This is a genomic window from Nostoc sp. UCD121 (assembly GCF_014222285.1).
Lineage (GTDB): Bacteria > Cyanobacteriota > Cyanobacteriia > Cyanobacteriales > Nostocaceae > Nostoc.
This window is the reverse complement of the sequence record NZ_JACKZS010000120.1, coordinates 1-23,890: the sequence shown is the minus strand read 5'-3', so window position 1 is coordinate 23,890 and position 23,890 is coordinate 1. Positions and strand designations below refer to the sequence as shown.

Annotated in this window: 26 protein-coding genes; 7 read left to right on the top strand and 19 right to left on the bottom strand. The window is 39.7% G+C overall.

Annotated elements, in window-relative coordinates; genetic code table 11:
* Nucleotides 1-145: 145 nt before the first annotated feature.
* From GNF10_RS22860 to GNF10_RS22805, 12 genes are all read right to left on the bottom strand, one after another.
* Complete coding sequence (locus GNF10_RS22860) at nucleotides 146-1,729, bottom strand: alpha-amylase family glycosyl hydrolase (protein WP_185586122.1); 1,584 nt, start codon at nucleotides 1,727-1,729, stop codon at nucleotides 146-148.
* Nucleotides 1,730-1,898: 169 nt separating this feature from the next.
* Complete coding sequence (gene hypB / locus GNF10_RS22855) at nucleotides 1,899-2,714, bottom strand: hydrogenase nickel incorporation protein HypB (RefSeq protein ID WP_185586123.1); 816 nt, start codon at nucleotides 2,712-2,714, stop codon at nucleotides 1,899-1,901.
* Nucleotides 2,705-3,046: a hydrogenase maturation nickel metallochaperone HypA gene (gene hypA, locus GNF10_RS22850; RefSeq protein WP_185586124.1), complete on the bottom strand. Its 342-nt coding sequence runs from the start codon at nucleotides 3,044-3,046 to the stop codon at nucleotides 2,705-2,707. The genes hypB and hypA overlap by 10 nt, the downstream gene beginning before the upstream one ends.
* 20 nt (nucleotides 3,047-3,066) lie before the next feature.
* Nucleotides 3,067-4,170 carry a hydrogenase expression/formation protein HypE gene (gene hypE, locus GNF10_RS22845; RefSeq protein WP_185586125.1) on the bottom strand — a complete coding sequence of 368 codons (1,104 nt, stop codon included), beginning with the start codon at nucleotides 4,168-4,170 and terminating at the stop codon, nucleotides 3,067-3,069.
* 49 nt (nucleotides 4,171-4,219) lie between these two features.
* Nucleotides 4,220-5,398, bottom strand: coding sequence for a hydrogenase formation protein HypD (gene hypD / locus GNF10_RS22840; RefSeq protein WP_185586126.1), 1,179 nt, complete (start codon nucleotides 5,396-5,398; stop codon nucleotides 4,220-4,222).
* A gap of 139 nt (nucleotides 5,399-5,537) precedes the next feature.
* Nucleotides 5,538-5,798, bottom strand: coding sequence for a HypC/HybG/HupF family hydrogenase formation chaperone (locus tag GNF10_RS22835; RefSeq protein WP_185586127.1), 261 nt, complete (start codon nucleotides 5,796-5,798; stop codon nucleotides 5,538-5,540).
* Nucleotides 5,799-5,875: 77 nt separating this feature from the next.
* A complete protein-coding gene (gene hypF / locus GNF10_RS22830) occupies nucleotides 5,876-8,224 on the bottom strand; it encodes a carbamoyltransferase HypF (RefSeq protein WP_185586128.1) in 2,349 nt (782 codons plus the stop codon).
* A gap of 109 nt (nucleotides 8,225-8,333) precedes the next feature.
* Nucleotides 8,334-9,548, bottom strand: coding sequence for a hypothetical protein (locus GNF10_RS22825; RefSeq protein ID WP_185586129.1), 1,215 nt, complete (start codon nucleotides 9,546-9,548; stop codon nucleotides 8,334-8,336).
* 650 nt (nucleotides 9,549-10,198) lie between these two features.
* Nucleotides 10,199-11,044, bottom strand: a complete 846-nt coding sequence (locus GNF10_RS22820) for a NifU family protein (protein ID WP_185586130.1) — start codon at nucleotides 11,042-11,044, stop codon at nucleotides 10,199-10,201.
* Nucleotides 11,045-11,131: 87 nt separating this feature from the next.
* Nucleotides 11,132-11,356: a hypothetical protein gene (locus GNF10_RS22815; RefSeq protein WP_185592225.1), complete on the bottom strand. Its 225-nt coding sequence runs from the start codon at nucleotides 11,354-11,356 to the stop codon at nucleotides 11,132-11,134.
* 8 nt (nucleotides 11,357-11,364) lie between these two features.
* Complete coding sequence (locus GNF10_RS22810) at nucleotides 11,365-11,631, bottom strand: hypothetical protein (protein ID WP_185586131.1); 267 nt, start codon at nucleotides 11,629-11,631, stop codon at nucleotides 11,365-11,367.
* 142 nt (nucleotides 11,632-11,773) lie between these two features.
* Nucleotides 11,774-12,742: a hypothetical protein gene (locus tag GNF10_RS22805; protein ID WP_185586132.1), complete on the bottom strand. Its 969-nt coding sequence runs from the start codon at nucleotides 12,740-12,742 to the stop codon at nucleotides 11,774-11,776.
* Nucleotides 12,743-13,558: 816 nt separating this feature from the next.
* Between GNF10_RS22805 and GNF10_RS22800 the strand changes: the two genes are divergently transcribed.
* Together GNF10_RS22800 and GNF10_RS22795 are read left to right on the top strand one after the other, a co-directional pair.
* Nucleotides 13,559-14,521 carry a hydrogenase small subunit gene (locus GNF10_RS22800; RefSeq protein WP_185584252.1) on the top strand — a complete coding sequence of 321 codons (963 nt, stop codon included), beginning with the start codon at nucleotides 13,559-13,561 and terminating at the stop codon, nucleotides 14,519-14,521.
* Between the two features lie 263 nt (nucleotides 14,522-14,784).
* Nucleotides 14,785-16,380: a nickel-dependent hydrogenase large subunit gene (locus GNF10_RS22795; protein ID WP_185584250.1), complete on the top strand. Its 1,596-nt coding sequence runs from the start codon at nucleotides 14,785-14,787 to the stop codon at nucleotides 16,378-16,380.
* A 46-nt stretch (nucleotides 16,381-16,426) separates the two neighbouring features.
* Here GNF10_RS22795 and GNF10_RS22790 read toward each other — a convergent pair whose 3' ends face one another.
* From GNF10_RS22790 to GNF10_RS22780, 3 genes are all read right to left on the bottom strand, one after another.
* Nucleotides 16,427-16,969 carry a Uma2 family endonuclease gene (locus GNF10_RS22790; RefSeq protein ID WP_260445986.1) on the bottom strand — a complete coding sequence of 181 codons (543 nt, stop codon included), beginning with the start codon at nucleotides 16,967-16,969 and terminating at the stop codon, nucleotides 16,427-16,429.
* A 320-nt stretch (nucleotides 16,970-17,289) separates the two neighbouring features.
* Nucleotides 17,290-17,958: a DUF1294 domain-containing protein gene (locus GNF10_RS22785; RefSeq protein ID WP_185584248.1), complete on the bottom strand. Its 669-nt coding sequence runs from the start codon at nucleotides 17,956-17,958 to the stop codon at nucleotides 17,290-17,292.
* 233 nt (nucleotides 17,959-18,191) lie between these two features.
* Nucleotides 18,192-18,617, bottom strand: a complete 426-nt coding sequence (locus GNF10_RS22780; protein WP_185584245.1) for an SDR family NAD(P)-dependent oxidoreductase — start codon at nucleotides 18,615-18,617, stop codon at nucleotides 18,192-18,194.
* 63 nt (nucleotides 18,618-18,680) lie between these two features.
* Between GNF10_RS22780 and GNF10_RS39500 the strand changes: the two genes are divergently transcribed.
* Together GNF10_RS39500 and GNF10_RS22770 are read left to right on the top strand one after the other, a co-directional pair.
* Nucleotides 18,681-18,761, top strand: a complete 81-nt coding sequence (locus GNF10_RS39500) for a hypothetical protein (RefSeq protein WP_185584253.1) — start codon at nucleotides 18,681-18,683, stop codon at nucleotides 18,759-18,761.
* Between the two features lie 165 nt (nucleotides 18,762-18,926).
* Entirely contained in the window at nucleotides 18,927-19,349 is a 423-nt protein-coding gene (locus GNF10_RS22770; protein ID WP_185584243.1) for a hypothetical protein, read from the top strand.
* A gap of 144 nt (nucleotides 19,350-19,493) precedes the next feature.
* Here the strand turns inward: GNF10_RS22770 and GNF10_RS22765 are convergent, their stop codons facing one another.
* Nucleotides 19,494-19,988 (bottom strand): hypothetical protein, encoded by a 495-nt coding sequence (locus tag GNF10_RS22765; protein ID WP_185584241.1) that lies wholly within the window; start codon nucleotides 19,986-19,988, stop codon nucleotides 19,494-19,496.
* A gap of 176 nt (nucleotides 19,989-20,164) precedes the next feature.
* Here GNF10_RS22765 and GNF10_RS22760 point away from each other — a divergent pair, with 176 nt between their 5' ends.
* The 3 genes from GNF10_RS22760 to GNF10_RS22750 are packed head-to-tail and all read left to right on the top strand — an operon-like array spanning nucleotide 20,165 to nucleotide 21,408.
* Nucleotides 20,165-20,581: a XisH family protein gene (locus tag GNF10_RS22760; protein WP_185584239.1), complete on the top strand. Its 417-nt coding sequence runs from the start codon at nucleotides 20,165-20,167 to the stop codon at nucleotides 20,579-20,581.
* Nucleotides 20,569-20,910: a XisI protein gene (locus GNF10_RS22755; protein ID WP_185584237.1), complete on the top strand. Its 342-nt coding sequence runs from the start codon at nucleotides 20,569-20,571 to the stop codon at nucleotides 20,908-20,910. Before GNF10_RS22760 ends, GNF10_RS22755 begins: the two co-directional genes overlap by 13 nt.
* 18 nt (nucleotides 20,911-20,928) lie before the next feature.
* Nucleotides 20,929-21,408, top strand: coding sequence for a hydrogenase maturation protease (locus GNF10_RS22750; RefSeq protein WP_185584235.1), 480 nt, complete (start codon nucleotides 20,929-20,931; stop codon nucleotides 21,406-21,408).
* 30 nt (nucleotides 21,409-21,438) lie between these two features.
* On the opposite strand, the gene GNF10_RS22745 is transcribed toward GNF10_RS22750, so the two are convergent.
* From GNF10_RS22745 to GNF10_RS22735, 3 genes are read right to left on the bottom strand one after another with little or no spacing between them, the layout of a single operon-like run.
* A complete protein-coding gene (locus tag GNF10_RS22745; protein ID WP_185584233.1) occupies nucleotides 21,439-21,813 on the bottom strand; it encodes a hypothetical protein in 375 nt (124 codons plus the stop codon).
* Between the two features lie 18 nt (nucleotides 21,814-21,831).
* Nucleotides 21,832-23,118, bottom strand: coding sequence for a SagB/ThcOx family dehydrogenase (locus GNF10_RS22740; protein ID WP_185584231.1), 1,287 nt, complete (start codon nucleotides 23,116-23,118; stop codon nucleotides 21,832-21,834).
* Nucleotides 23,081-23,569, bottom strand: coding sequence for an ankyrin repeat domain-containing protein (locus GNF10_RS22735; protein ID WP_185584229.1), 489 nt, complete (start codon nucleotides 23,567-23,569; stop codon nucleotides 23,081-23,083). Before GNF10_RS22735 ends, GNF10_RS22740 begins: the two co-directional genes overlap by 38 nt.
* Nucleotides 23,570-23,890: the final 321 nt, after the last annotated feature.

Sequence of the window (23,890 nt, the reverse complement as noted above, 5' to 3'; positions counted from 1 at the left end):
TCACTAAACCGTATTAGCTTAAAAACAGTTAATAAAAATTAGAACATAGATATTTAGTAATTTCAGGGGCAAAGCTTCTGGTAAAAGGTTATAAATTTAAACCAGGTTTTTTATCTCAAAGCTTTGCCCAAAAGCTAGTGTTTGCTTACGCTAAAATCACCATTCCCGAAGGAGGCAAATCAATTCGCACAGTTGCGCGACGGTCGTTATGATGTTGTACAACTACAGTTTGTCCGCGCGGTGGGTAGCGTAAATATGAATCACTCCAATCACTTTTGTATAAAAAAGTCATGGTCGAGTCTTGGGGATGCATATAAGTATCTACTGTCACTTCTGCACCGCGATTTTCTAAGCCGTTAGTATTCAGCACCATCAACACTTCTGTGTCAAATAGCACTTGTGACCAAGCAACTAATTCACCTTGTCCGGGAATCGAGAAGGGAGAGTCATAAAAGGATGTTTCGCGTAGGTAGTGATGTCCACGGCGCAATGCTTTACCAATTTTATCGTGACTGTTGCGAATCCGCGCGATCGCAGCTATCCGCAAATAGGTAGGATGGTCGATATCGAAGAAATGACAGTCTGCTGTTTGAAATGGGCCAAAAGCACCGCCAAACATTGCTTCTTTAATATATCTATCTTCAGCAAACCTTCCACCCTCTATGCTGTAATCGTGATAACCTTCATTTCCATCAAAAGCCTGCTCTGTTCCATAATAAATAGTAGGAATTCCTGGCATAGTTAATTGCACACCAACAGCATGAGCAACTTGCTCATAGAGATTAGGTACATTACTGTATGCGGCAAATCGCTGCTTATTAGTCCGGGATGACATCTCATAGTCATCCAAGATGGAGACATGATATATCCCAATTTGGCGGTATTCTCCAGCGAGATTGTTTTCGCTATACAAATCGAAAAATTGCTTGGGGTGTACTAACCCTTTGGCGAATGCAGCCAATTCATTAGGGGTCTGTGCGATGTCTAATACAGCACTAAGGTTGCGAGCAATAATGTCTATGTAAGCACCAGCCATACTACCAGAGGTTATTTCCCCAGTCAGTAAAAAGTTGTCTTTACCGATAGATTCGGCGTATTCACGGACTGCTGTGCAGAATTTGCGGGAATCTTCTGGAGAAACGTGTTTGAGGCTATCTATCCGCAAGCCGTCGCAGTCAGAAAGAGCAATCCAATATTGATAAACTCTAGCTAAAGCTGCAATTACATCATTTCTGTTAAACCAGTTATCAGAATTCTGGTCGTATATTACATCTAGGATTACATACATCCTGCGATCGTGGGCAGCATCAATTAAATCTCTTAAATCTTGGCGAGTGCCAAAGTGGGGGTCAATATTTAAGAAGTCTTGGATGCGATCGCTATGGTAAGCTTCTAACTCAGAACGTTGTTGCCAAGGTGGATTAATCCACAGCGTTGTTATTCCCAATCGTTGCAAGTAGTCTAATTTACTTTTAATTCCTTTAAGATTACCACCAACAAATTTTGTCCCTGCTGCCATCCAGTTGGCTTTATCCTTAACCTGGAATTTTGCAAGATTGGTGTGGTCAAAAAGCTTTCTTTGATTTTCATTATCGTCACTGAATCTATCTAATACCAATTGGTACAAAAACTGGTCGCGCCAACTGATAGGACTCGGATAAACTCTCCCTCGTGGTTTTAGGTCTGTTTCGGAGAGTTGCTGGGGTGTCAATTCTTCAACTTTAGCCATGAGGATTTACGCACAGATAGGAAAATGGCAGTATGCATCTCTTATCTTGCAAAAATACTTCCAGTTTTCATTAACCCACAGAGGGATTTTGTAAATCCGTGGCTTAATTTTGTGATGATAGGTTTTATTTTAAACGCAGAGGTACGCTAAGGAAAGCGCAGAGTTTTTACTATAACGATAGAGTTAGCCATTTATACCAATTATCTAACCCAGTACCAGTAGTTGCAGAAACCTGAAAAATCTGAATTTGAGGATTTATTTGTTTAGCATAAGCTATGCACTTTTGAACATCAAAATCTAGATAAGGTAGCAAATCAATTTTAGTGAGAATCATTACATCACTAGCACGGAATATATGCGGATATTTTATCGGCTTATCTTCTCCCTCCGTAACCGAGAGAATCACGACTTTTGCCTGTTCTCCTAAATCAAATAAGGCTGGACAAACTAAATTTCCCACATTTTCAATCATCACAACTGAATTTAGTGGCGGATTCAGTTGTTGTAAACCTCTGTCTATCATTGATGCATCTAAATGACAGCCTGTTCCGGTATTGATTTGGATGACTTTAGAACCGGTTTCTTTAATTTTTTTGGCATCGTTAGCAGTTTCTTGGTCGCCTTCAATGACACTAATAGATAATTGATGCTTTAAATCATTGATGGTTCGCGTCAAAAGAGTTGTTTTCCCAGCACCGGGAGAACTCATTAAATTTAAGGCGAGAATATTTCGACCTTTAAACCATCCCCGATTTTGGGCAGCTAGCAGGTTATTCTTTGCCAAAATATCCTGTTCTAAAGATATCGTTGTGTTGTGTATTTTGGCATGAATTTGAGGTGCTTCTATATGAGTGTCATGAATGTGGGAGTGAGTGATGACAGTTCCATCTGGTAAAGTGTGAGTATGATTATGTTCAGCTTCATCTGTTTCTAAATTTGTAATTTTTATTTCGCCATCATCAGAACAACCGCAGGTTACACACATATTTCCTCTATTTCTATTTCTTTAATTTTCAGTTCTTCACCAGTAATTAAATCTAATTGCACGCTACCGCAGTTACAAATACCATAAGGTTTATCTACAGAAATTTCTGCACCACATTGGCGACACTTTGCTAAACCGGGAATTTCCAAAATTTCTAATGTCGCCCCTTCTAAAACTGTGCCTTGGGTGCAAATATCAAAACAAAATCGGATAGCGTCGGGCATAATGGCTGAAAGTTTGCCAATTTGTAATAAAACTCGCTGCACTTTTGCGCCTTTGGCATTTTCAGTCACAATTGCCACAATATTTTGGGTAATTCCAAATTCGTGCATACTATAAAATATATTAAAGATTAACAAATTCGTGGTAATTGATCGCCTACTAACATATCAACAATCCTTTCAGAACCAAAAACTGTTTTTAACAATACGATACCTGGGGGTGAAGAAAGAACTTCGCCAATAATACAAGCATCTTTGCCTGCTGGGTGAGATTTCATAGCTGATAAAACGTTGTCAGCATTCTCTTTGGGAACCACTACAACTAACTTACCTTCATTAGCTAAATACAATGGGTCTAAACCGAGAATTTCACAAACTCCGTTGACTTCTTCACGCACAGGAATAGATTCTTCAAAGAGACGAATTCCCACATTTGAACTAAGGGTAAATTCATTTAATACTGTAGCTAAACCACCGCGTGTAGCATCTCGCATAGCATGAACTTGTGGACATACATGGAGAATAGTTTCTACTAAACTATGTAACGGCTGACAATCACTTTCAATATTAGTTTCTAAAGCTAATTCCCCACGGGCGATTAAAATTGCTGTCCCATGATTGCCTATTTCACCATTAATTATTATTGCATCTCCAGGTTTTATATTATGGGCAGAAATACTAACTCCTCGCGGGATGATACCAATACCAGCAGTGTTAATAAAGAGTTTATCGGCAGCACCACGATGTACAACTTTTGTGTCACCAGTAACAATTTGAATACCCGCTTTTTCTGCGGCTGCTTTCATACTGGCTGCGACACGGCGTAAGGTTTCTACAGGTAATCCTTCTTCTAAGATTACGCTACAAGTTAGATATAAAGGTTTAGCACCGCTTACAGCTAAATCATTAACTGTACCATTAACGGCTAATTCTCCTATATCACTACCGGGGAAAAATAACGGGTCTACAACATAAGAATCTGTTGTAAGCGCGAGTCTGTCTCCTTGTTGGAGGAGAGGGGCTAAGTTGAAGCTGGCTTGGTCTTCTAATTGTGAGAGAATCGGGTTATCAAAATTGCTGATAAAGATATCATCTATTAAATCGCGCATGGCTTTACCACCGCTACCATGTGCGAGGGTTATATGACTATCTTGCACTTTCCTTTGGCGGCGGCGGGTTTGTTCTATTTTTTGGAATAGGGGATTTTTTATTGAGTTTTGGGGGGGAATATTCATATTAAAATTTTTTTAACCGCAAAGGAACGCAGAGTATTTGTGAGATGTTTTAGTCTGAGGAGAAGCCGCAGGCGGGGAGAGGTTCTTGAGTTATTTTTGGTTTTTGGGTGATTGTTCTTTTGGCAATTGTGGAGAGTCGCCCATATTTGTAATAGGCTGCACAAGCGCCTTCGGAAGATACCATACAAGTACCGATTGGGGTTTCTGGTGTGCAAGCTGTACCGAATACTTTGCACTCCCAAGGCTTTAAGACTCCTTTGAGAATTTCTCCACATTTACAAGCTTTGTGGTCGGCTACTTTGAGATTAGGAATGGTAAATTTAAGTTCGGCATCAAATTGAGCATATTCTGGTTTAATTTTTAATCCTGAATAAGGTATGTCACCTAAGCCGCGCCAATCAAAACTATCTCGGATGGCGAAAACTTTATTTATAGCTTGTAGGGCTACTGTATTTCCAGATTTTTGGACAATTCGGTTATATTGATTTTCAACTTCGCAACGATTTTCTACTAGTTGTTGCAACAGCATCCAAATTGATTGGAGAATATCTAAGGGTTCAAATCCTGAGACGACAATCGGCTTATTATATTGTTGGGAAATAAATTGGTATGGGTCACTGCCTATTACCATACTGACATGACCTGGCCCAACAAATCCATCTAGTTGCAAGTCGGGATTATCTAATAGTGCTTTGAGGGCGGGAATCACGAGGACGTGATTGCTAAACATACTAAAGTTATGAATTTTTTCGGCTGCTGCTTGCAGGATGGTGAAGGCGGTGCTGGGGGCTGTGGTTTCAAAGCCTAATGCGAAGAAGACTACTTCTTTGTCGGGGTTATCTCTGGCAATTTGCAGGCTATCTAAGGGAGAGTACACCATACGGATGTCTGCACCTTGTGCCCTAGCTTGCAGTAAAGTAGTTTTGGAGCCAGGAACTCGCATTGCGTCGCCAAAGGTAGCAAAAATGACGTTATGATTTTGAGAGATTGCGATCGCATCATCTAATCTGCCTTTTGGCATCACGCATACTGGACAACCAGGCCCATGAATGAGTTCGATGGTTTGGGGTAGAATTTCTTCGATACCGTATTTAAAAATTGAATGGGTATGTCCGCCGCATACTTCCATAATTTTGATGGGTTTTTCTAGCTGACGGGATAATTTAGCGATTTCGCGGCGGATGCCTTCTGCTTTTTCTGGTTCGCGGAATTCGTCAACATATTTCATAGGGATTGGAGAATAGTTAATTTCGCTTTTGTGGTAGGGAATTTTTTTAACGAACCGCAAAGGACGCAAAGGGCGCGAAGAAAGAAAGAAAGAAAGAAAGAAGTTTGAAACTCTTTTTCTGAGTCAGAAAAAATATTATTTAAGTACTAGTTTTTGCTTGTGCTGCTGCTAATTCTTGGAAGAGTTGTAATGTTTCTGCCGCTTCTTGTTCGTTAATTCGATTCATGGCAAAGCCAACATGCACTAATACCCAATCCCCAATACAAGCTTCGGGGGGATGTTGTTCATCAACGATGCAAGCAATATTTACTTCGCGCTTAACACCACCAATGTTAACTAGGGCTAATTTATGGTTAACGTTGGTAATTTCTATAATTTGTCCGGGAATTCCTAAACACATTTTTTTATTCTTTAAGATAAACTAACCGCAGAGGCGCGGAGAACACAGAGAGAATTATTTGTGAATTTATTCAAAAATCAAGGCTCATGTATTAATTGTGCGGCTGCAATCACTGCTTGTCCTAGAGATAATCCGCCGTCATTAGCTGGAACTAAGCTATGAGTTAGTACTTTTATCTCCAATGTTTCTAATTGTTTGCTAACTTGCTGTAACAATATACAATTTTGAAAGACTCCTCCCGTTAAAGCTACCTGACGAATCAGATTTTCTTCACAAAGATGCTTAACCATTTCCACAATCGCATTGACTAAACCTTTGTGAAATTTGGCTGCTATAACTGCTTGGGGAATCTGCTGTTGCAAGTCATAGAGTAAGGCTTGCCACATTGGGCGTGAGTCTATACAGTAAATACTATCTGAAAAGCTAAAACTAAAAGGGTATATTAGCGCTTCTTTATCATTATTTAAGCTGCTAACATCTACTATAGCTTCCATTGCGATCGCAGCTTGTCCTTCATAGCTACATTCTTCAGGGCAAATACCGATAGCCGCCGCTACTGAATCGAACAACCGCCCCACTGAAGAAGCTGGAGGAGAGTTAATTTTTTTCTCTATAAGTTGATTTAGTAGCTTTAGAGGTTTTTTATTCAGCAATTTTACGATTTCTAAATCAGAATACTGTTGTTGGCAATCATCCCAAAGGTTAGCAGCTATTAATTGGGCGTATGTATTACGCCAAGGCTGATAAATTGCTTGTTCAGCACCAATCATTGGAACTGGTTTAAATGTTGCTAGTCGCTGAAATTTTTGATAATCCGCTAAAAGAAATTCTCCACCCCAGAGTGTACCGTCATCACCGTAACCTAAACCATCTAAAGCAATACCTAATACTGGAGGTGAATTTAGAGGAATCCCATTTTCTGCCATACAAGCAGCAATATGGGCGTGATGATGTTGGATTTGATGAATTGTAATTTGATTTGTATCTGCAAATTCTTTACCAAGTTTGCTAGGAAGATATTCAGGATGTTTATCAATAGCGATTACTTCTGGTTTATGTTCAAATAAATTCAAGTATAAGTTTAAAGTCTCTTGGTAAGCATTGAAAGCCGCAGCATTTTCTAAATCTCCCAGATGTTGAGATAGAATTGCTTCTCCTTCACGCAATAAGCAAAAGGTATTTTTTAATTCACTACCCATTGCTAAAATTTGCGGCACATTGTCAAATCCCGGCGGTAAGCTAATCGATGCTGGTGCATATCCTCTAGCACGGCGAATTGTTTGAACTTTATCACCAATAACACGCACAACAGAATCATCTACCCGATTAATAATTTCTCGATTATGAAAGAGAAAATAATCAGCTATTTTCCCTAATTTTTCTTTTGCTTCGTCGTTATCAATACATTGTGGTTCATCGGCAATATTACCACTTGTTAAAACAATTGGGCGATTCATCCGCCGCATAATTAAATGATGTAAGGGCGTATAAGGTAGCATGAAGCCAAGGGTATTTTGCCCCGATGCTACCGATGGTGCTACTACTTTTTTACCTGTCGCTTGTAGTAAAACAATCGGTGCAGCAGAACTTGTCAATAATTCTTTTTCTTTGGCATTGACACTACAATATTGTTCAATTATCTCAATATCTCGCGCCATTAAAGCAAATGGTTTGTGATAGCGCCTTTTGCGCTGACGGAGTTTTTGTACAACGGTTTCCTGAGTTGCATCGCAAGCTAAATGAATACCACTTAAGCCTTTAATTGCGACAATCTCACCCTTTTGCAACAAGGTACAAACAGCATCCACATCATCCAGCATAGAAAACATGGAAGCAGTAACCGATTTACCATCGGCGCGTTCTAACCAAGCTGCGGGGCCACAAACATGACAAGCTACAGGTTGGGCATGAAAACGGCGGTTTTCAACATCGTGGTATTCCTTTGCACATTCGGGACATATAGCAAACGCAGACATACTGGTATTGCATCTGTCATAAGGAATCGCACGAATAATACTCAGGCGAGGGCCGCAATGAGTGCAGTTAGTAAATGGGTAACGATAAAAGCGGCTAAAGGGGTCAAATATTTCTTGTTGGCACTGTGGACAAGTAGCTGCGTCAGGGACAATTTCTGTTTTAATGTCATTATTAACACTACTAGAAATTACAAAATTGTTAAAGTTAAATTTACCTTCATAAGGGATTCTAGTTAGCTGATTGATTTTTGCTAATGGTGGACATTCTGTTTGCAATCTGGCAACAAATTCTGTTAATGCTTCCTCACTACCAGATACCCGAATTAATACACCTTGTCCATCATTACAAACATCTCCATACAAACCGCAGGCTTTAGCAAGACGATATACAGTAGGGCGAAATCCTACTCCCTGAACAGTACCGCGAACTCTAATTTCTTCAGTCGCCATATAAATCTGACTTTCAAAAATTACGAAATAAATGAGGCTACGCCAAATTTCCTTGGCTTCTTATTTCTTTCTTTGCGTACTTTGCGTACTTTGCGGTTCGTTTATCATATTACAAATTATTAAACTGCCACAGCAATATTCGGTTATTTCCAGAATCATCTATTACAGCCGTATTGCCACAAATTTTTATCCCATAACACCAATTTAAACTATCTCGTTTAGGCAGTCCGAAATTACGATTTTCACCTTTACTTTGAAAATTTATTTGTCCTGCCAACCCATCTGCCATTACACCTTGCAGTGATAAAATTGATTCTGGCTTTCTCCATCCTAATAAACGGGAATTAGCAGTATCTGCAACTACTAACCAATCTCCAGCTACCGCCACACCATAAGGCATACTCAAACTACTAGCGCTAGGATAATAAACTCCTTGATTCATTTCCACAAAATCAAAGTTTTTTTGTCCTAAAACCACTGCACAAGGAGTATTATTTTCTGTAGGCATTCCCTGCCAAATCATTACCCGGTGATTACCTGCATCGCTGACAACCAAATTCTCTCCCCAAAAGGCGATGTCGTGACACCAACGCATACTCGCTGCGGTTGGAGAATCACCGCCATTTTCATTGCGAGATATCATATCCGGTTGTCCTAAAACTAAATCAGCAGGTTGACCATTTTCTGTTGGTAATTGATGCCAAATTAATAGCCTTCGATTACCAGTGTCAGCAATAAATAGCCGTCCTTGATGATAGAAAACACCATAAGGCCAGTGCATTGTAGTAGCAGATGCTTGCTGATTTCCTCGATTTGGTTCATTATCAGTAAAATTAACTTGCCCTAACACCAAATCTGCTGGAACATTGTTATCTTCTGGTAAGTTTTTCCAAATCAAAACCCGATGATTCCAAGCATCGGCGACAGCTAAACCTTCGCCGCAAGCACAAATGCCTGTTGGTACACTTAAGGTTGCTCTTCCTGGTGTATTTTTAGCATTCTGTCCTTCATGATAAAAATCAGGCTGTCCAATTACCCAATCAGCCGGTTGACTATCTCTTGTGGGTAAATTTTGCCATCCTAATAATCGATGATGTCCTGTATCTGATACCCATAAAGGGCCAGTTTCTGATAACAAACAAGCACCACGAGGCCCAAACATATTTGTGGCATTGGGCGCTACTGGTATAACTAATTGTTCTGGTTCAATAATGTTACCTAAAATTACCTCCGCACCTTGAGGCGATAGAGGTAAATCTTGAGGATTTTCTGTTGCTTCTAGCGGTAATTGTGATATGGGATTAATTATGATTGGGATATCCATGAACCGCAGATAGAGGCTGATAATTATTTAAAAACATTAATGTTGATTAGCATGTAACAACAGTAACGGTTTTGCATTATGCTTTTTTGAAATTCAGTTAAAACTTATAATCAACTTTTGTATTAATCAAACTTAAAAAAATCAAGATAGCCTTTAGTAACCTTTGCTACATAACAAACTTTCGACATGAGTGCGCGATTTACTGAAATGAGTAAGCAAACTGGGGTTTGAGAAAGTCAAAGCTTATTTTACTTGCGGAAAACACTAAAATGAGAAAGCAAACTGGGGTTTGAATAAGTCAAAGCTCATTTTGCTTGCGGAAAACACCAAAATGAGTAAGCAAACTGGAGTTTGAATAAGTCAAAGCTCATTTTGCTTGCGGAAAACACTAAAATTAATAAGCAAACTGGGGTTTGAATAAGTCAAATGACCTTTTGAGAAAGTAATATGCCTTTTTACTTTCTCAAAACGCTAAAATCAATACCTGAATTACACAAATGAGAATGAATTTAGAGATATTGAGAAAGCATTCAGGCATTTTGCTTGCACAAAACGCTAAGATGAATGCGCGAACTACTGAAATAAAAAAGCAAATTAGCCGTGATTGACTAATCGCCAAGTAGATTTGCTGAAATCTTACCTTCGCATGATCATTTTTGTAGTTTCACAAAAACCTTATCTTCTTTAACCTTGACTGGATACGACTGAAGCGAAACATCAGGCACGGTTAAGCATTTACCTGTTTCTAATTTGTACTGGAATCCGTGGGCAGGACAGGTAATAATACCATTTTCAACTTTACCCTTTTCTAAAGGAGATCCTAGATGGGTACAAGCATTACGGTAACATTTAACTGTAACGCCTTGACGATGTAAAATTAGTGAAGTACCAGCAAGTTGTACTGCGACTACACTAAATTCAGGAACTTCATCAAGGGTCGCTACTTTCATCCAAGTACAAGTTATTTTTGAGGAGAATGGACTGATTAAACCAGAATTCGCGTTCTTAACAGCAGGGCTATTTTTGACTGCAACTACTTTTGTAATTTCAGGACAATGGTTTTTTATTGCTTGTTCTACTCCTTGAGATAAAGTCAAAGTAGAAGCCGGACAACTGCTGCAAGTTCCGATTAATCTAACTTCTACTGTATCTGGGGGCTTAATTGCCACTAATTCTACATCACCATCATGGCTTTTTAAACCTGGGCGAACTTCTTCAAGGGCTGTCTGAATGCGTTGTGAGAGTGGAGGTTTTGGTGGTTTTACTAACTCGTGATACAGTAGCACTGCATACACTAATTCATCTGCAACAGCATGACGCAAAGCTGGCATTGATTCTTGTTTTAGGCTTTTAATCAAATTAGTCAATGCAGCTTTATGCAAAGCTTCAATTGCTCTTTTTAGACCTACTGCTACACACCGTTGGCTTTCATCCCACTCGGATATAATTGCCTCAAAACGATTAATTTCCTGAATTAATTCTTCAAGGTTTGTCATTTGTTATTCGTCATTTGTCATTTATCATTGGGCACTTGTACTGAGCGAAGTCGAAGTATTAAGTGTTGCTTGTTTATCAATGACAATTCACTTCGTTTTAAAATCCTTGAAGAGAAACGGCATAATCATGCCCGTCACTAAGCTAGATAATATGATTGGTAGGTAGAAGGGAATGGGGGCTTGTGCAAGTGACACTAGCAGTAAAAAACCTACGGCAATACCAATAGTAGTTTGCTTGGCAAAAAATATTGGATTGCGTATTAGCTTTCCTTTAAAAAATAACTTGGCAGATAACCATCCTAGCTCTAACATATTTTCTCCTAATAATTTGTCAAGAAGTTTAAAGCAACAAGCCCTAAGAAGATGGCAGGAATTACACCCGCAGGGGCAAATAATGCACCAAGCATTGCTGAAAGCTGATATCCTATATCTTTCCCAGCTAATAGCATTCCACCAATTGCACCGCCGACCATAGCCAAGGCTGTTGCTATAATTAGCCACACCAATTCTGTTGCTATGTTAAGATCGCCATCTGCTAAACTTGTGAGAAAATTTATCAGATTTGGCGTTGTTAAAATCTCTCTCATGCTGTTTTTTCCTCATTGTTTAAGTAAAAACTTAAGAATCAATTTAGATCCATAACCAATACGCTTGGGTTTTTGAGACGTGATAAATCGCCGTCTCTACAAGGGTTTTGGTCTTATCTGAAATGTATTGAACCTATAACTCCTAACCTTTCATTTCTGCTTCTACATCTTGTAATGCTTGGACTACTACCTCTGCTTGTGCAATTTGTTGGTATTCCGTAAATATTTCTAAAGCAGATTGATAGTAAACACGGGCTTGCAAAAGATTGTTAGGATTACCAGCTTCTGGTTTTTCGGGGTCGTCTGGTAAGTTGAATAGAGCGTTAGCTTTGTTGGAAATTGTGTTAGCGTACTCTAAAGGTGTATCTTTGGGATTACGCACTTTTAACGCTTCGTCATAAGCTGCGATCGCACGTAAGTTATTTTCCACAGGGTGGGAACTCACTAAATATTGCAAAGCGTTACCTAAGTTGTTTTGTAACATCGCATATTCTCTGGGATGATCGATTAGAGTAATATGCTTTAGTGCCACCTCAAAGGATTGCACAGCTAACCCTTGACGCAAATATTCCCGTTCTGATGCTAGGGGCATAGAAAGGTATGCGATCGCAATATTGTTATACAAAATGGCGTATTCTTGAGGGTAGTCTTCCCAAGTAAACACCCGCAAAGCCTCATGATAAGCCTGGATGCTGTCTGTTATCCGCGCCAAATTAAATGGCACTAGCGACTGCAACACTAGCCCAAAATTCATCTGCGTTTCTGCCACTTCCTCTAAGGAAGCTAATTGTTGTAAAATCGGTAATGCCTCTTCATAACCGACTTTAGCTTGCATCAACAGTTGGTAATCAGCATCCGGTATTGCCTGTAACGTCCCCGCCATGCCTACTTTGGCCCTGGCTTTCAGTAGGGGATACTCCTCACCACACATTTCATAGGCCCGGTAATATAAGCCAACTGCATTCCGCAAGTCTTGGGCAGCTTTGGGCTTTTTTTGAAAACCCTGTGCTATCTCAATCAGCATCTGAATTTTTTCTTCTGCTGAGGCTGACTCTGATGCAACAGCTGCTACCGCAGCCTTCACTGCTGAATCTGTAATGCTGGGGGTCATAACTCTGCCGTACTCTAGCCAATTGGGAAGTGAGTCCAACACCCATGAATGAACGAAACACGTTTACGCATCTCATCATGGGCCATACCGATTTACGCAGGCTTCGAGTCCTTTAGGCGGAATTCCCCTTTTGTCTGAAACTAGAGGCTAGGGATTAATGATGCTAGGGACTAGGAAAATTTTTCCCAATACCTAATACCTAATCCTCAATCCCCTAAATTGAGTGAATCAATTTTTTTACTATAAAACACTCTATTTCTAAAATTCTAGGGGGAAATTGCTAATATTAATGTCAGCTTTAAACACCTTAGATTTTGATAAGGTGTTCTGTATCATGACCTGACACAACGCAGTTCTTCTATATTGAATTGATAACATCTTATATATTTAAGACCTAACTTTGTTATCAAAATATAACTATTGACTTTGAACTTAAAAATAAATTTATTTACTATTTACTTTTTTTGGTTAGCGGTGATATTTCTTATATTATAAGACTTTCACGTTTAAAATATTAGCCCATTTATATAGAAAATTTGAGATTCCAACTCTCTCAAAATGATTTAAAACAGCTATCTAAAATCAGTGCGTTTAGTTTATTCTTCAACATCTTATGAAAAATTCTGTTCTTGATACAACCTTGTAAGCAATCTTAAGTACATTTAAATTCTTAGCAATGATTAATTTTTATTTAACAAAAGATAATTCAATAGAAAATCCACTAATATAAATAAATAAATATTGATAAATACGTGAAACTCTACAAGCATTATTTACTAAGTCACGTATGGCAAACAATACAAAAACACCTAGCCCATGACTAACGTACTATGGCTACAAGGTGGTGCTTGTTCAGGCAACACCATGTCATTTCTCAACGCTGAAGAACCGACAGTCTGCGATTTAATTGCCGACTTTGGTATCAATATACTTTGGCATCCTTCCTTGGGGCTGGAACTAGGCAACGATTTGCAAACACTGCTACGGAATTGTATTTCTGGCACAATTCCTTTAGATATATTGGTATTTGAAGGCAGTGTTGTCAACGCCCCCAACGGTACTGGCGAATGGAATCGGTTTGCCGATCGCGCCATGAAAGATTGGTTATTAGACCTCGCCAAAGTTGCTAAATTTATCGTCGCCGTGGGAGACTGTGCAACCTGGGGAGGAATTCCCGCCATGTCACCCAACCCCAGCGAATCGGAAGGTTTGCAATTTCTCAAGCGTCAAGAAGGCGGCTTTTTAGGGAAAGATTTCGTATCACAAGCCGGATTACCTGTAATTAATATACCTGGATGTCCCGCCCATCCCGACTGGATTACGCAGATATTAGTTGCGATCGCTACTGGACGCATAGCAGACATTGCTTTCGATGAACTAAATCGTCCCCAAACCTTCTTTAACACCTATACCCAAACAGGTTGTACCCGCAACGTCCACTTTGCCTACAAAGCATCAACCGCCGAATTTGGTCAGCGTAAAGGATGCTTATTTTATGACTTGGGTTGTCGCGGCCCCATGACTCATTCTTCCTGCAACCGCATCTTATGGAACCGCGTCTCCTCCAAAACTCGCGCTGGAATGCCTTGTTTAGGTTGCACAGAACCAGAATTTCCTTTCTTTGACCTGAAACCGGGAACCGTATTCAAAACCCAAACAGTAATGGGAGTTCCCAAAGAATTACCGCCAGGAGTGAACAAAAAAGACTACGCCTTACTCACAATGGTCGCCAAAGACGCAGCACCACCTTGGGCAGAAGAAGACTTTTTTACAGTTTAGTCATTTGTCATTGGTCATTAGTCATTTGTCCTTTGTGATTTGACCAATGACTATAACCTAATACAGTTCAGAATGAGCAACAAAACACTTGTAGAGACGGCGATTTATCGCGTCTTGAAAACCCAAGCGTATTAGACTATAACCTTTCACACTCCCATCAACAATAAATCAAGGGTTTCGACCATTTTGCAGTGGGGTGAGTGAATAATTACCAATGACAAAGGACAAATAACAAATAACAAATGACAAAGGACAAATGACCAATGACAATTCAATCATTAGATATATCGCCTGTTGGTAGAGTTGAAGGCGATTTAGATGTTCGAGTTGATATTGAACATGGAAGAGTAGTCAACGCCTGGACACACGCTGAATTATTTCGCGGATTTGAAGTTATCCTCCGCGGTAAAGATCCCCAAGCCGGATTAATTGTCACGCCTCGCATTTGCGGAATTTGCGGCGGTTCTCACCTGACATCTGCATCTTGGGCATTAGATACAGCTTGGGAAACAGAAGTTCCCCGCAATGCAATTTTGGCGAGAAATCTCGGTCAAATTGTCGAGACAATTCAAAGCATCCCCCGCTATTTTTATGGTTTGTTTGCCATTGATTTAACAAATAGAAAATACCGCAATAGTCGCTTTTATGAGGAAGCTGTTAAACGCTTTGCCGCCTTCACTGGCAAATCTTATGAACTAGGCATAACAATTTCCGCTAAACCTGTAGAAATTTATGCACTATTGGGCGGACAATGGCCCCACAGCAGTTATATGGTGCCTGGCGGTGTGATGTGCGCCCCAACTTTAACAGACATTACCCGCGCTTGGGCGATTCTCGAATACTTCCGCACCAATTGGTTAGAACCAGTGTGGTTGGGTTGTTCTTTAGAACGCTACGAACAAATCCAAACTTATGATGACTTCAGAGATTGGCTAGACGAAGACCGCAATCATCGAGATTCCGACTTAGGTTTTTATTGGCGCATGGGTTTAGACATCGGTTTAGATAGATATGGCGCTGGTGTTGGTAAATATGTCACTTGGGGATATTTAGCCCATGAAGATAAATACCAAAAGCCGACTATCGAAGGACGCAATGCGGCGATGATTATGAAAAGTGGAGTGTACGACAGCTTCGCAGACACTCACGTTTTAATGGATCAGTCATTTACCCGCGAGAATACAACTCACTCTTGGTACGATGAGGGGACAGAAGATATTCACCCTAGCGATCGCACTACTAAACCCACTGCAATCAATACCAAAGACTTCGATAACGCCTACTCTTGGTCGAGTGCAGTCCTTCACAAAGACTTCGGACGTTTGGAAACTGGCCCCTTAGCGCGGCAATTAGTAGCTGGTGGTCAACATGGCGAATCTTGGCAACACTACGACGGCTTTATTCTAGATGTATTCAAGGAGATGGGTGGTGCTAGTATTCATGTGCGTCAGCTAGCACGAGTTCACGAACTTGTCAAGTTATATCGGCAAGCTGAACACTGTTTGCGCGAATTCAAATTAAACGATCCTTGGTATATCAAACCCAAAGAAAAAGATGGCAAGGGTTGGGGTGCAACGGAAGCAGCACGGGGTTCCTTATCTCACTGGGTGGAAATAGAGGGCGGTAAGATTAAAAACTACCAAGTTATTGCCCCAGGCACTTGGAATATTGGCCCTCGTGACGGTGAAGGAATTCGTGGCCCCATTGAAGAAGCGTTAATTGGGACACCCATTTACGATTCTAGCGATCCAGTGGAAGTTGGTCATGTGGCGCGATCTTTTGATTCATGTTTGGTGTGTACAGTTCACGCCCATGATGCGAAAACTGGTGAAGAGTTGGCACGTTTTCGGACAGCTTAATTCTCAAAATATCAGATCATCTACCACAACCCAGATTGAGTCCTGCTTAATGGCACTGCAAAACTTGAACAGCAGTCAACTTCAGATCAGCAAATACCAGTGAAGCGATCGCACTATCTCCTAGATACACCTTCTCCTCATAAAAACCCTCTACCCATTCCAGAACTGTCACTCGCTGTTGTATCGGATCAACAATCCAATACTCAACAATACCCCGTGCTGCATACTCAGATCGCTTATAGCGATAATCACGACTACTCTGATTTGGACTCACCACTTCAACCACTAATAACGGCGGTGGCATCTCTGGCATTACCGTAGATCGTTTAGCCCCCTCCATCGCCGTCGCCAACTCCTCAGAAAACACCACTAAATCAGGAACGCGCACCCGTGAGCCAGTAGTCATAATTTCCGTTTTCATCGACAGCCGATAAGCAGGAATACCCAGTTGCACAAAGCAGACAAGGATAAACATGGCAATTCGTCGATTTATCTCACTCTCGGCCGTCATCAGAAGCAATTCTCCATCTTCAAACTCATACATTGCATCTGTACCATCGTCATAATTAAAGAACTCATCAAGAGTCATATTCCCAGATGCAGCTTTATCTAATGTGATTGCCATAATCACCTTACCTTCTGGTAAAAACATCATTAGCTTACTATTATCACAATATCTCTAGGACTTACATGCTTAATTTAATTATCAGGTGCGTTAGTCATAGGGTAACGCACCGAAATTTTTATAGTTTATAGTTTCCTAAACAGCTATTGTGAGTCTACTTACTCCATTTCCATTTCAGCGATCGCAGTAAAAGTTTTTATATCACAATGATGGACAACGCTCACTTACAGCTTACTGGATTGGTCATCAAACTGAGCGATATATGACAATCAGACTAAACTTAATTACCCCCTAGAAGCAATACCAAAAAACAGATTTATCAACGCTTTACCAAAAAATAGCCAATCCAACCAAAATACAATGTGAAGAGTTGCTATCACCCAAAATACAACTTGATAAGAAACTTTGCTGCTTTTGTGACGTAGCTTCTGTTGAGCAACAAATCCACCTAACCAACCACCCATAAATTCGCACAGATGCAAAGTATTTTCTTGCCTTCTCCATCGTCCTTGTTGTGCGCGAGACTTATCATCGGCATATAGCCTAAAAGTAATGAAACTCATGACAGGATAAAGAATTAGCGGAATTGGGTTGCCAGTTGTTAGTGCAAGATGGATTGAACCTAACCCCGGTACTAAAGATAGAAGTAATGTATGTAATGCTAATGATGTAGATTTGTCTACAGTTCTGGATATAGACTTCTTTGGTGCAGCAGAAGGTGAGGACTTTGATGTAACTCCTTTGATTGAAGCATTAAAAGCGCGTACTTTGCCATCTTTACTAGCTATTAATTGATAACAAACAAAATCACCAACTTGGGGACGACGGTTAACGTCTTTCAATGCTGTAATGTGTAGAAAGACTTCTTGGCTACCATCATCGGGTTGTATGAAACCAAACCTGCGATCGTCCTTCCATGTGATTAGTTGCCCTTTATGTAAAGCAGGTTTCATGAACTAAATTATATGTTTATACCTGCTTTACATTGTGCCCTAATTTACACAAATAGATAACACCAAAAATGCGTAGGCGTAGCCCGTCGGAGACATCGCTCCATCAACTCTTTAACCCAACACAGTTCAGTTAAGCATTTCTTTCTTCTCTCAGTGCCCTCTGCGCCTCTGTGGTTCGTTAAAAAAATTGACTTTGACAAAGAGTTTTAGCCTTAACCCAAGCGTATTGCTCTTTAACCTGGTAAAAATGTCGCAATAAACTTTTCAACTGCTTTAGGGTCTTGCATCAGTTGCTCATTGAGTTGCTTGGCCTGCTCACCTGGGTAAACTTCTTCTATGCCATTAACCACAGCTTGCAGTGCATCCCGAACTACTTCTTCTGGAGGTACTTTTGGATCAGGGAAAGACTTACCCATGCCAATATCGATAGCTCCTGGTAACACTGCTACCACCAGCGTTTTTTGAGCCGCCAACTCTGCCCGAACCGCCTGAGTCAATGACAAAACTGCTGCTTTAGAAGCGCCATAGCTGCCATTAAAAGGAAGATTTACCCGCGCCACCATTGACACCATATTAGCGATCGCTCCACCTCCATTTTGTTTCAAGATGGGAGCAAAAGCACGGCACATAATCAACGTCCCAAAATAATTAACTTCCATTTCTGCCCTAGCGGAAGACAAATCAGGTGCAGCAATCAATCCCTAGTTTAAGCCCACACCAGCATTGGCAGAACTCTTATACCTGTCTTAAAAGCTCTTTGCGACTGGGGACAAGAACATCTAAAGCAAGTTATTAGGGAATAGAAATTAGGAAGTGGAGCAGAGATTTTCTAATGCCCTATTCCCAATGCCCTATTCCTAATGTCTTATATTCAAAACTCGTAGCGTAACACACTAAAACTTATAGAAATAGTGGGTTAGGCTTGCCTTAATGCATTTGCATAAAACAGCAATTTACACGGTAAGCTTGTGTCTGATTTAGCGCTACATAATTATCTCCCTCGCGTTCCCGATGCAGCATTGCAAGAATACATAGAATGGTGTGTTTTAGAGCAGGCTCAAGCCGCAGAATGTAACTTTACTCCAGATAAAAGTAAGTTAGCTAATTTGCCGCCAGAAGACTACGTTCCTAAACTTGTCGAGCAGTTCATGAAAGTTAAACCAGACCCAATTAAAGCCGGTTTGGTAGCTGCGATCGCTGGCAAAGAAGCTGACAAACACGCTTTATCCGGTTTAGCGATCGCTGCTGATTTTGTATCTCTTTATGTCAAGTATTTAATTCCTAAAGAGGGAAGTACTAAAGAACAGGCTGAAGAGATATTAACTAAAGTATCACAAGATCAGTGTGATAAACTTACTGAAATTGCCAAGAAACATGGTGTAGCTTTATAGTTTTCTGCTGATAATCTGGTTTTCAGAGGCTTTGTCTGTATTGTTATTCAAAGCCTCTGTTTTAGTCACTACTGATTGCCTGTATTACAAAGTTTAATTACTGTTAATTGTTGAATTGCGATCGCTCCATAGACAAATTTGCAGTTATACACCACGTAAAGTAACGCCAGTTAAGTTGTGGAAACAAAATACTAAAAAAGTCAAAATTAGACTTGATAGAAACATTACAATTGCTTCGTTTAAAGCTTTTTCAACCCACTCAGGTGACTTTTCAGACAGATATTGACGTAAAAACAATAAGATTGGAATGAATGAAAAGCTTATCCAGCCAGCTAAACCACCAATTAGAGAAGCTAGGAGAGAAGTTGAGATGCTTATAATACTTCCTCCCAGGATGACAAATATCCAATTGACCAATTTTAAAGTGCCTATTGCACCTAAAATAACTAGAGCGAGGATACCGCCAATAATAGTACCTGCAAATCCAAAATAAATCGTAAAGATAAGTACTGTAAATATTGAATCTGCAACTCCGCCATAATTTGAAGATACTAAAAGTAAACTTGCTAGAATGTCCACGATAATACCTAGCCTAAATCCCCAAATTGCTCCCTTTTTCAGTGCATCCAAAAAATCCATAATTTTAAGTTATTGAAATCAGTAAAAGTCAGTAAACTGACTACATTATTCCCAAATCTAGCAGAGATATAACAAGCTAACTGGCTGTCTTCACTGCGATCGCTTCATCAGTAACCTCACAATTACATGTCCACTGTAGTATTGCTAGAATATACTTACTATAATTTTGTGACTCTATGCCCGCTAGGGATTTCTACCATAATGCTGTAAAAGCAGCCCTCATCAAAGACGGTTGGATAATTACAGACGACCCTTACATCATCAAGTATGAAAATACTAAGCTATTTGCTGACCTAGCGGCTGAGAGAACACTTGCAGCTGAACGCAACGGAACTAAAATTATTGTTGAAATTAAAAGCTTCCTGGGAAAATCGCCAATAAATGACTTTGAAAATGCTTTAGGTCAATACATTCTTTATCGTAATCTCATTAAGGTTACAGAACCTCAATATCAACTTTATTTAGCAATCAAGCAAAGCACTTATGAAAATTTTTTCCAGCTAAAAGCAATTACGTTAGTAGTACAGCAGAATCAACTCTTATTAATGATTGTAGATGTCGAAAGTGAGGTTATAGTTCAATGGATAAACTAAGTAAGTACAGAAATATTATTAAAAATATTCTCATAGAGTACGATCGCCTCTGCAATAGCTCACCTGATGAGGACTTAGAAAGCCTTTTAGCTCTCGATGATGAACGCGATCAATATCTATGGTTTCAGATTGGCTGGCAAAAAGATCGCCGAATTAAAGGTATTACTGTACATATTCGGATTAAAAATCACAAAATTTGGATCGAAGAAGACTGGACTGAAGAAGGTATTGCCACCGAATTATTAAACGCAGGGGTTCCCCAAAGTGATATTGTGTTAGCTTTTCATCCTCCAAGCGATCGCGCTTTAACTGAATTTGCACCTGCTTAAACAAGTAAACCTTATTCCATGCTAACTATTATTGGTTGCGGCAATCTCAATCGCAGTGACGACGCAGTAGGTGTAATCGTCGCCCAACGCCTACAAAAATATCTAGCTGAAAACCCTTATCCTCATGTGCGAGTTTATGACTGTGGCACCGCAGGGATGGAAGTAATGTTTCAAGCTAGAGGTAGTAAACAATTAGTAATTATAGATGCAAGTTCAACTGGTTCTGAACCGGGTGCTGTATTTAAAGTTCCAGGAAAAGAACTGGAAGCTTTGCCAGAACCTAGTTATAACTTGCACGATTTTCGCTGGGATAATGCTTTAGCCGCCGGACGGAAAATCTTTCAAAATGACTTTCCCGAAGATGTGACAGTTTATTTAATTGAGGCAGCAAATCTTGCTTTGGGACTGGAATTAAGTCCTGTTGTCAAACATTCTGCTGATTTGGTTTTTGAAGAGGTAGCTGCACTCATCAGCCAAAATAATGAGCAGAAATTTTAAACTCCTAACTCCTAACTCCTAACTCTTCTCTTAAGCCCAATCCCGATAAACAGAGAGTTCATCTACCCTCATTTCAAAAGGTATGCCTTGACTCTCTGGTGGACAAACACGGATTTTAGCACTGCTAACAATACCATGTAGCAATGTCCCCATTGGCACAATTTTTTGCAAAACCCGCCAATTAATAACTTGATCGGGACATTCAATTACCAATGTCAGAGCATTGGCATGGGTTGTGGCATACCACCGACAATCAGATAGAAGATTTTGAATATTGCGATCGCACGCATCATAAAAGTATCTGCTAATAGAATCCTCTAGTTGTTGCCGCAGTATAATATCCGCAGATGTCGGTTGCATCGGATGTGAGTCATCACCATTGAAGTAATACATCTTTCTAGCCATCTCTCTTTAGCTTACTGCTTATATTCCAATCACCATTCCATAAAGTACATCTTTATTTGTTTCTAATAATTCTTGGGTTTCGTCATCATAATACGCACCAATACCACTACACTGAATTCCCAAATAATTACTAGTTAAATAAAGTCTCTGTCCGAGAAAACCAGCTATTTGCATAGCAGTTTGATAGTTTAAATAATCTGACACGAAAAATAAAGTTACAGCGCCATCTCTAGCAATAGCCTGATTAATACATAAGTAACCTGTCTTTTCACTAAAATTACCTGCCTTAACCAGATGTGTACCTCTATATAACCCAGGTGTCATTCCCTCTACTCGATGCACCACTGAGTAAATTTCTATTTCCTCATAGTTTTCTGTTGGTATTGACTGTTGAAGTTGTTGCACTACATATAAATAATCTTCTTGAGAAATAGCCTCTTTCCGGAAACGTCTAATAGAACGTCTATCCCAAATTGTTTGATAAAATTTATCCCGATCAAAATAAAATTGAGGATACTCTAATCTCTGCTGAAGACTCTTTTGGAGAGTAGTTGCATGATAGGCATCTTCAATAAATTGATTGGATTCAAAATAATCAGTACCAGAGACAAAAGGAACTTTCAGTCTTAAGCTTCTGATTTTCTTGTCTTCTAGTTCTCCTGACACCGCGCAAGCAGTGATAAACTCTTTATTCTCAAATCCCAAATCTAAATTGAGAGTGAGTTTATCAAAGTCAAAAATTAGTTGTATATCTCGGTTGTGGAGAAAAGCTGAAGCTGCGATCGCACCTAAATGGTGTCCGCTATCTAAGAAGCAATATCTTATGCTTCTATTTTGATATTTCCAGCTAGACCTATAATAAACACAACTGATTAAAAAGATGAATCCGCTGATACTTTTACCCGGTATAATATAATTCTCCAACCCATCGTCAATTAATTCATAGATGAGAGTTAGACAATTATTCTCAACTTCTAGATGGTATATACCATTTACCACTCCCTCAACACCGCGAACCTGTACGTAAACCTCCGTGGGGTATAAAGCGCCTGCCGATGGATTTACCCGCAGTTGATAAGGGCCATCTTTATACATCTTTTCCAGAGTTATAGCACTGGTTAAGGAGATAAAAGAATGAACCGGATTATTGAGATTTAATTTCACTCTCCGATAGAACTTTGGATAAACTTTAAATGCAGATGGCTGTGTTGAAGCATCTACATAATTTGGATCGAGTTGTACCGATAAAGAAGAGTGCTTGGTAGCATCATGATAAGCTTTGCTCGATATCTGATTTGATGGCATTTTTAAGTATCCTTAAAACTTCTACATTGCTGGCAAAATCGATAGCTTTATAGTCGTCTAAGTTTTTCAAATATAAGTTAGGATGATGCTGTAAAAGTAACTTGACGACTTCTGTCTTTCCGGCTGAGGCTGCGTACATTAAAACTGTTGCACCGTTATCATTTTGGTTGTCAATGTTAATCTTGCTAGCAAGTAGTAAATTAATTAAATCGTAGTGATTACCAAAGCAAGCAAACCACAATGCATTGTTGCGATCGCTATTTCGAGCGTTGATATCCACACCTGCATCAATTAGTTCTTTGACGACTGTATACACTGCTTCTCTTGTCGCCTTCATCAAAGCTGTATCGCCATTTTCTCCTGGCTGATTTAAATCCCCAGGGTTATAGGCTTTTGCTATTAGCCATTGAGTTGTTGCTTCACTCAATTCTTGTCTGTTTAATTGACTCATAATTATTCTTTCAACCTCACACGATTAAGTATTTTCTAAGCATAAAATTGCTTAGAAAACTTAATGGTGGGCATTACCCACCATTCTTTTAAAATTTTATACGAGTAGCTAAAGTCTAGTTGTTTGCCAAAGCAACTTTGCTAAGTATTTAAAAGTTTGGTAAAACGAAAAAATTTTTCCCCACTCACTACTCTCTGCCCTCACCCAGCAATTTTACTTTGGTTTGCTTTAGTACTAAGTTAACTAGCAACAATTTAGCTTAGTTATATATTATCATTCTGATAAGTTTGAATTATGAATCATTTATAAAGATCCCTGGAT

Bases quoted from the DNA above. Each gene is read 5' to 3' on its own strand.
- GNF10_RS22810 (WP_185586131.1), bottom strand. From the start codon at position 11,631: ATGAGAGAGATTTTAACAACGCCAAATCTGATAAATTTTCTCACAAGT.
- hypA (WP_185586124.1), bottom strand. From the start codon at position 3,046: ATGCACGAATTTGGAATTACCCAAAATATTGTGGCAATTGTGACTGAA.
- GNF10_RS22825 (WP_185586129.1), bottom strand. From the start codon at position 9,548: ATGGATATCCCAATCATAATTAATCCCATATCACAATTACCGCTAGAA.
- GNF10_RS22745 (WP_185584233.1), bottom strand. From the start codon at position 21,813: ATGGCTAGAAAGATGTATTACTTCAATGGTGATGACTCACATCCGATG.
- GNF10_RS22750 (WP_185584235.1), top strand. From the start codon at position 20,929: ATGCTAACTATTATTGGTTGCGGCAATCTCAATCGCAGTGACGACGCA.
- GNF10_RS22785 (WP_185584248.1), bottom strand. From the start codon at position 17,958: ATGAAACCTGCTTTACATAAAGGGCAACTAATCACATGGAAGGACGAT.
- hypF (WP_185586128.1), bottom strand. From the start codon at position 8,224: ATGGCGACTGAAGAAATTAGAGTTCGCGGTACTGTTCAGGGAGTAGGA.
- GNF10_RS22805 (WP_185586132.1), bottom strand. From the start codon at position 12,742: ATGACCCCCAGCATTACAGATTCAGCAGTGAAGGCTGCGGTAGCAGCT.
- GNF10_RS22735 (WP_185584229.1), bottom strand. From the start codon at position 23,569: ATGAGTCAATTAAACAGACAAGAATTGAGTGAAGCAACAACTCAATGG.
- hypE (WP_185586125.1), bottom strand. From the start codon at position 4,170: ATGAATATTCCCCCCCAAAACTCAATAAAAAATCCCCTATTCCAAAAA.
- hypD (WP_185586126.1), bottom strand. From the start codon at position 5,398: ATGAAATATGTTGACGAATTCCGCGAACCAGAAAAAGCAGAAGGCATC.
- GNF10_RS22780 (WP_185584245.1), bottom strand. From the start codon at position 18,617: ATGGAAGTTAATTATTTTGGGACGTTGATTATGTGCCGTGCTTTTGCT.
- GNF10_RS22740 (WP_185584231.1), bottom strand. From the start codon at position 23,118: ATGCCATCAAATCAGATATCGAGCAAAGCTTATCATGATGCTACCAAG.
- GNF10_RS22795 (WP_185584250.1), top strand. From the start codon at position 14,785: ATGACAATTCAATCATTAGATATATCGCCTGTTGGTAGAGTTGAAGGC.
- GNF10_RS22815 (WP_185592225.1), bottom strand. From the start codon at position 11,356: ATGTTAGAGCTAGGATGGTTATCTGCCAAGTTATTTTTTAAAGGAAAG.
- GNF10_RS22800 (WP_185584252.1), top strand. From the start codon at position 13,559: ATGACTAACGTACTATGGCTACAAGGTGGTGCTTGTTCAGGCAACACC.
- GNF10_RS22765 (WP_185584241.1), bottom strand. From the start codon at position 19,988: ATGGATTTTTTGGATGCACTGAAAAAGGGAGCAATTTGGGGATTTAGG.
- GNF10_RS22790 (WP_260445986.1), bottom strand. From the start codon at position 16,969: ATGACTCTTGATGAGTTCTTTAATTATGACGATGGTACAGATGCAATG.
- GNF10_RS22755 (WP_185584237.1), top strand. From the start codon at position 20,569: ATGGATAAACTAAGTAAGTACAGAAATATTATTAAAAATATTCTCATA.
- GNF10_RS22820 (WP_185586130.1), bottom strand. From the start codon at position 11,044: ATGACAAACCTTGAAGAATTAATTCAGGAAATTAATCGTTTTGAGGCA.
- GNF10_RS22760 (WP_185584239.1), top strand. From the start codon at position 20,165: ATGCCCGCTAGGGATTTCTACCATAATGCTGTAAAAGCAGCCCTCATC.
- GNF10_RS22835 (WP_185586127.1), bottom strand. From the start codon at position 5,798: ATGTGTTTAGGAATTCCCGGACAAATTATAGAAATTACCAACGTTAAC.
- hypB (WP_185586123.1), bottom strand. From the start codon at position 2,714: ATGTGTGTAACCTGCGGTTGTTCTGATGATGGCGAAATAAAAATTACA.
- GNF10_RS22860 (WP_185586122.1), bottom strand. From the start codon at position 1,729: ATGGCTAAAGTTGAAGAATTGACACCCCAGCAACTCTCCGAAACAGAC.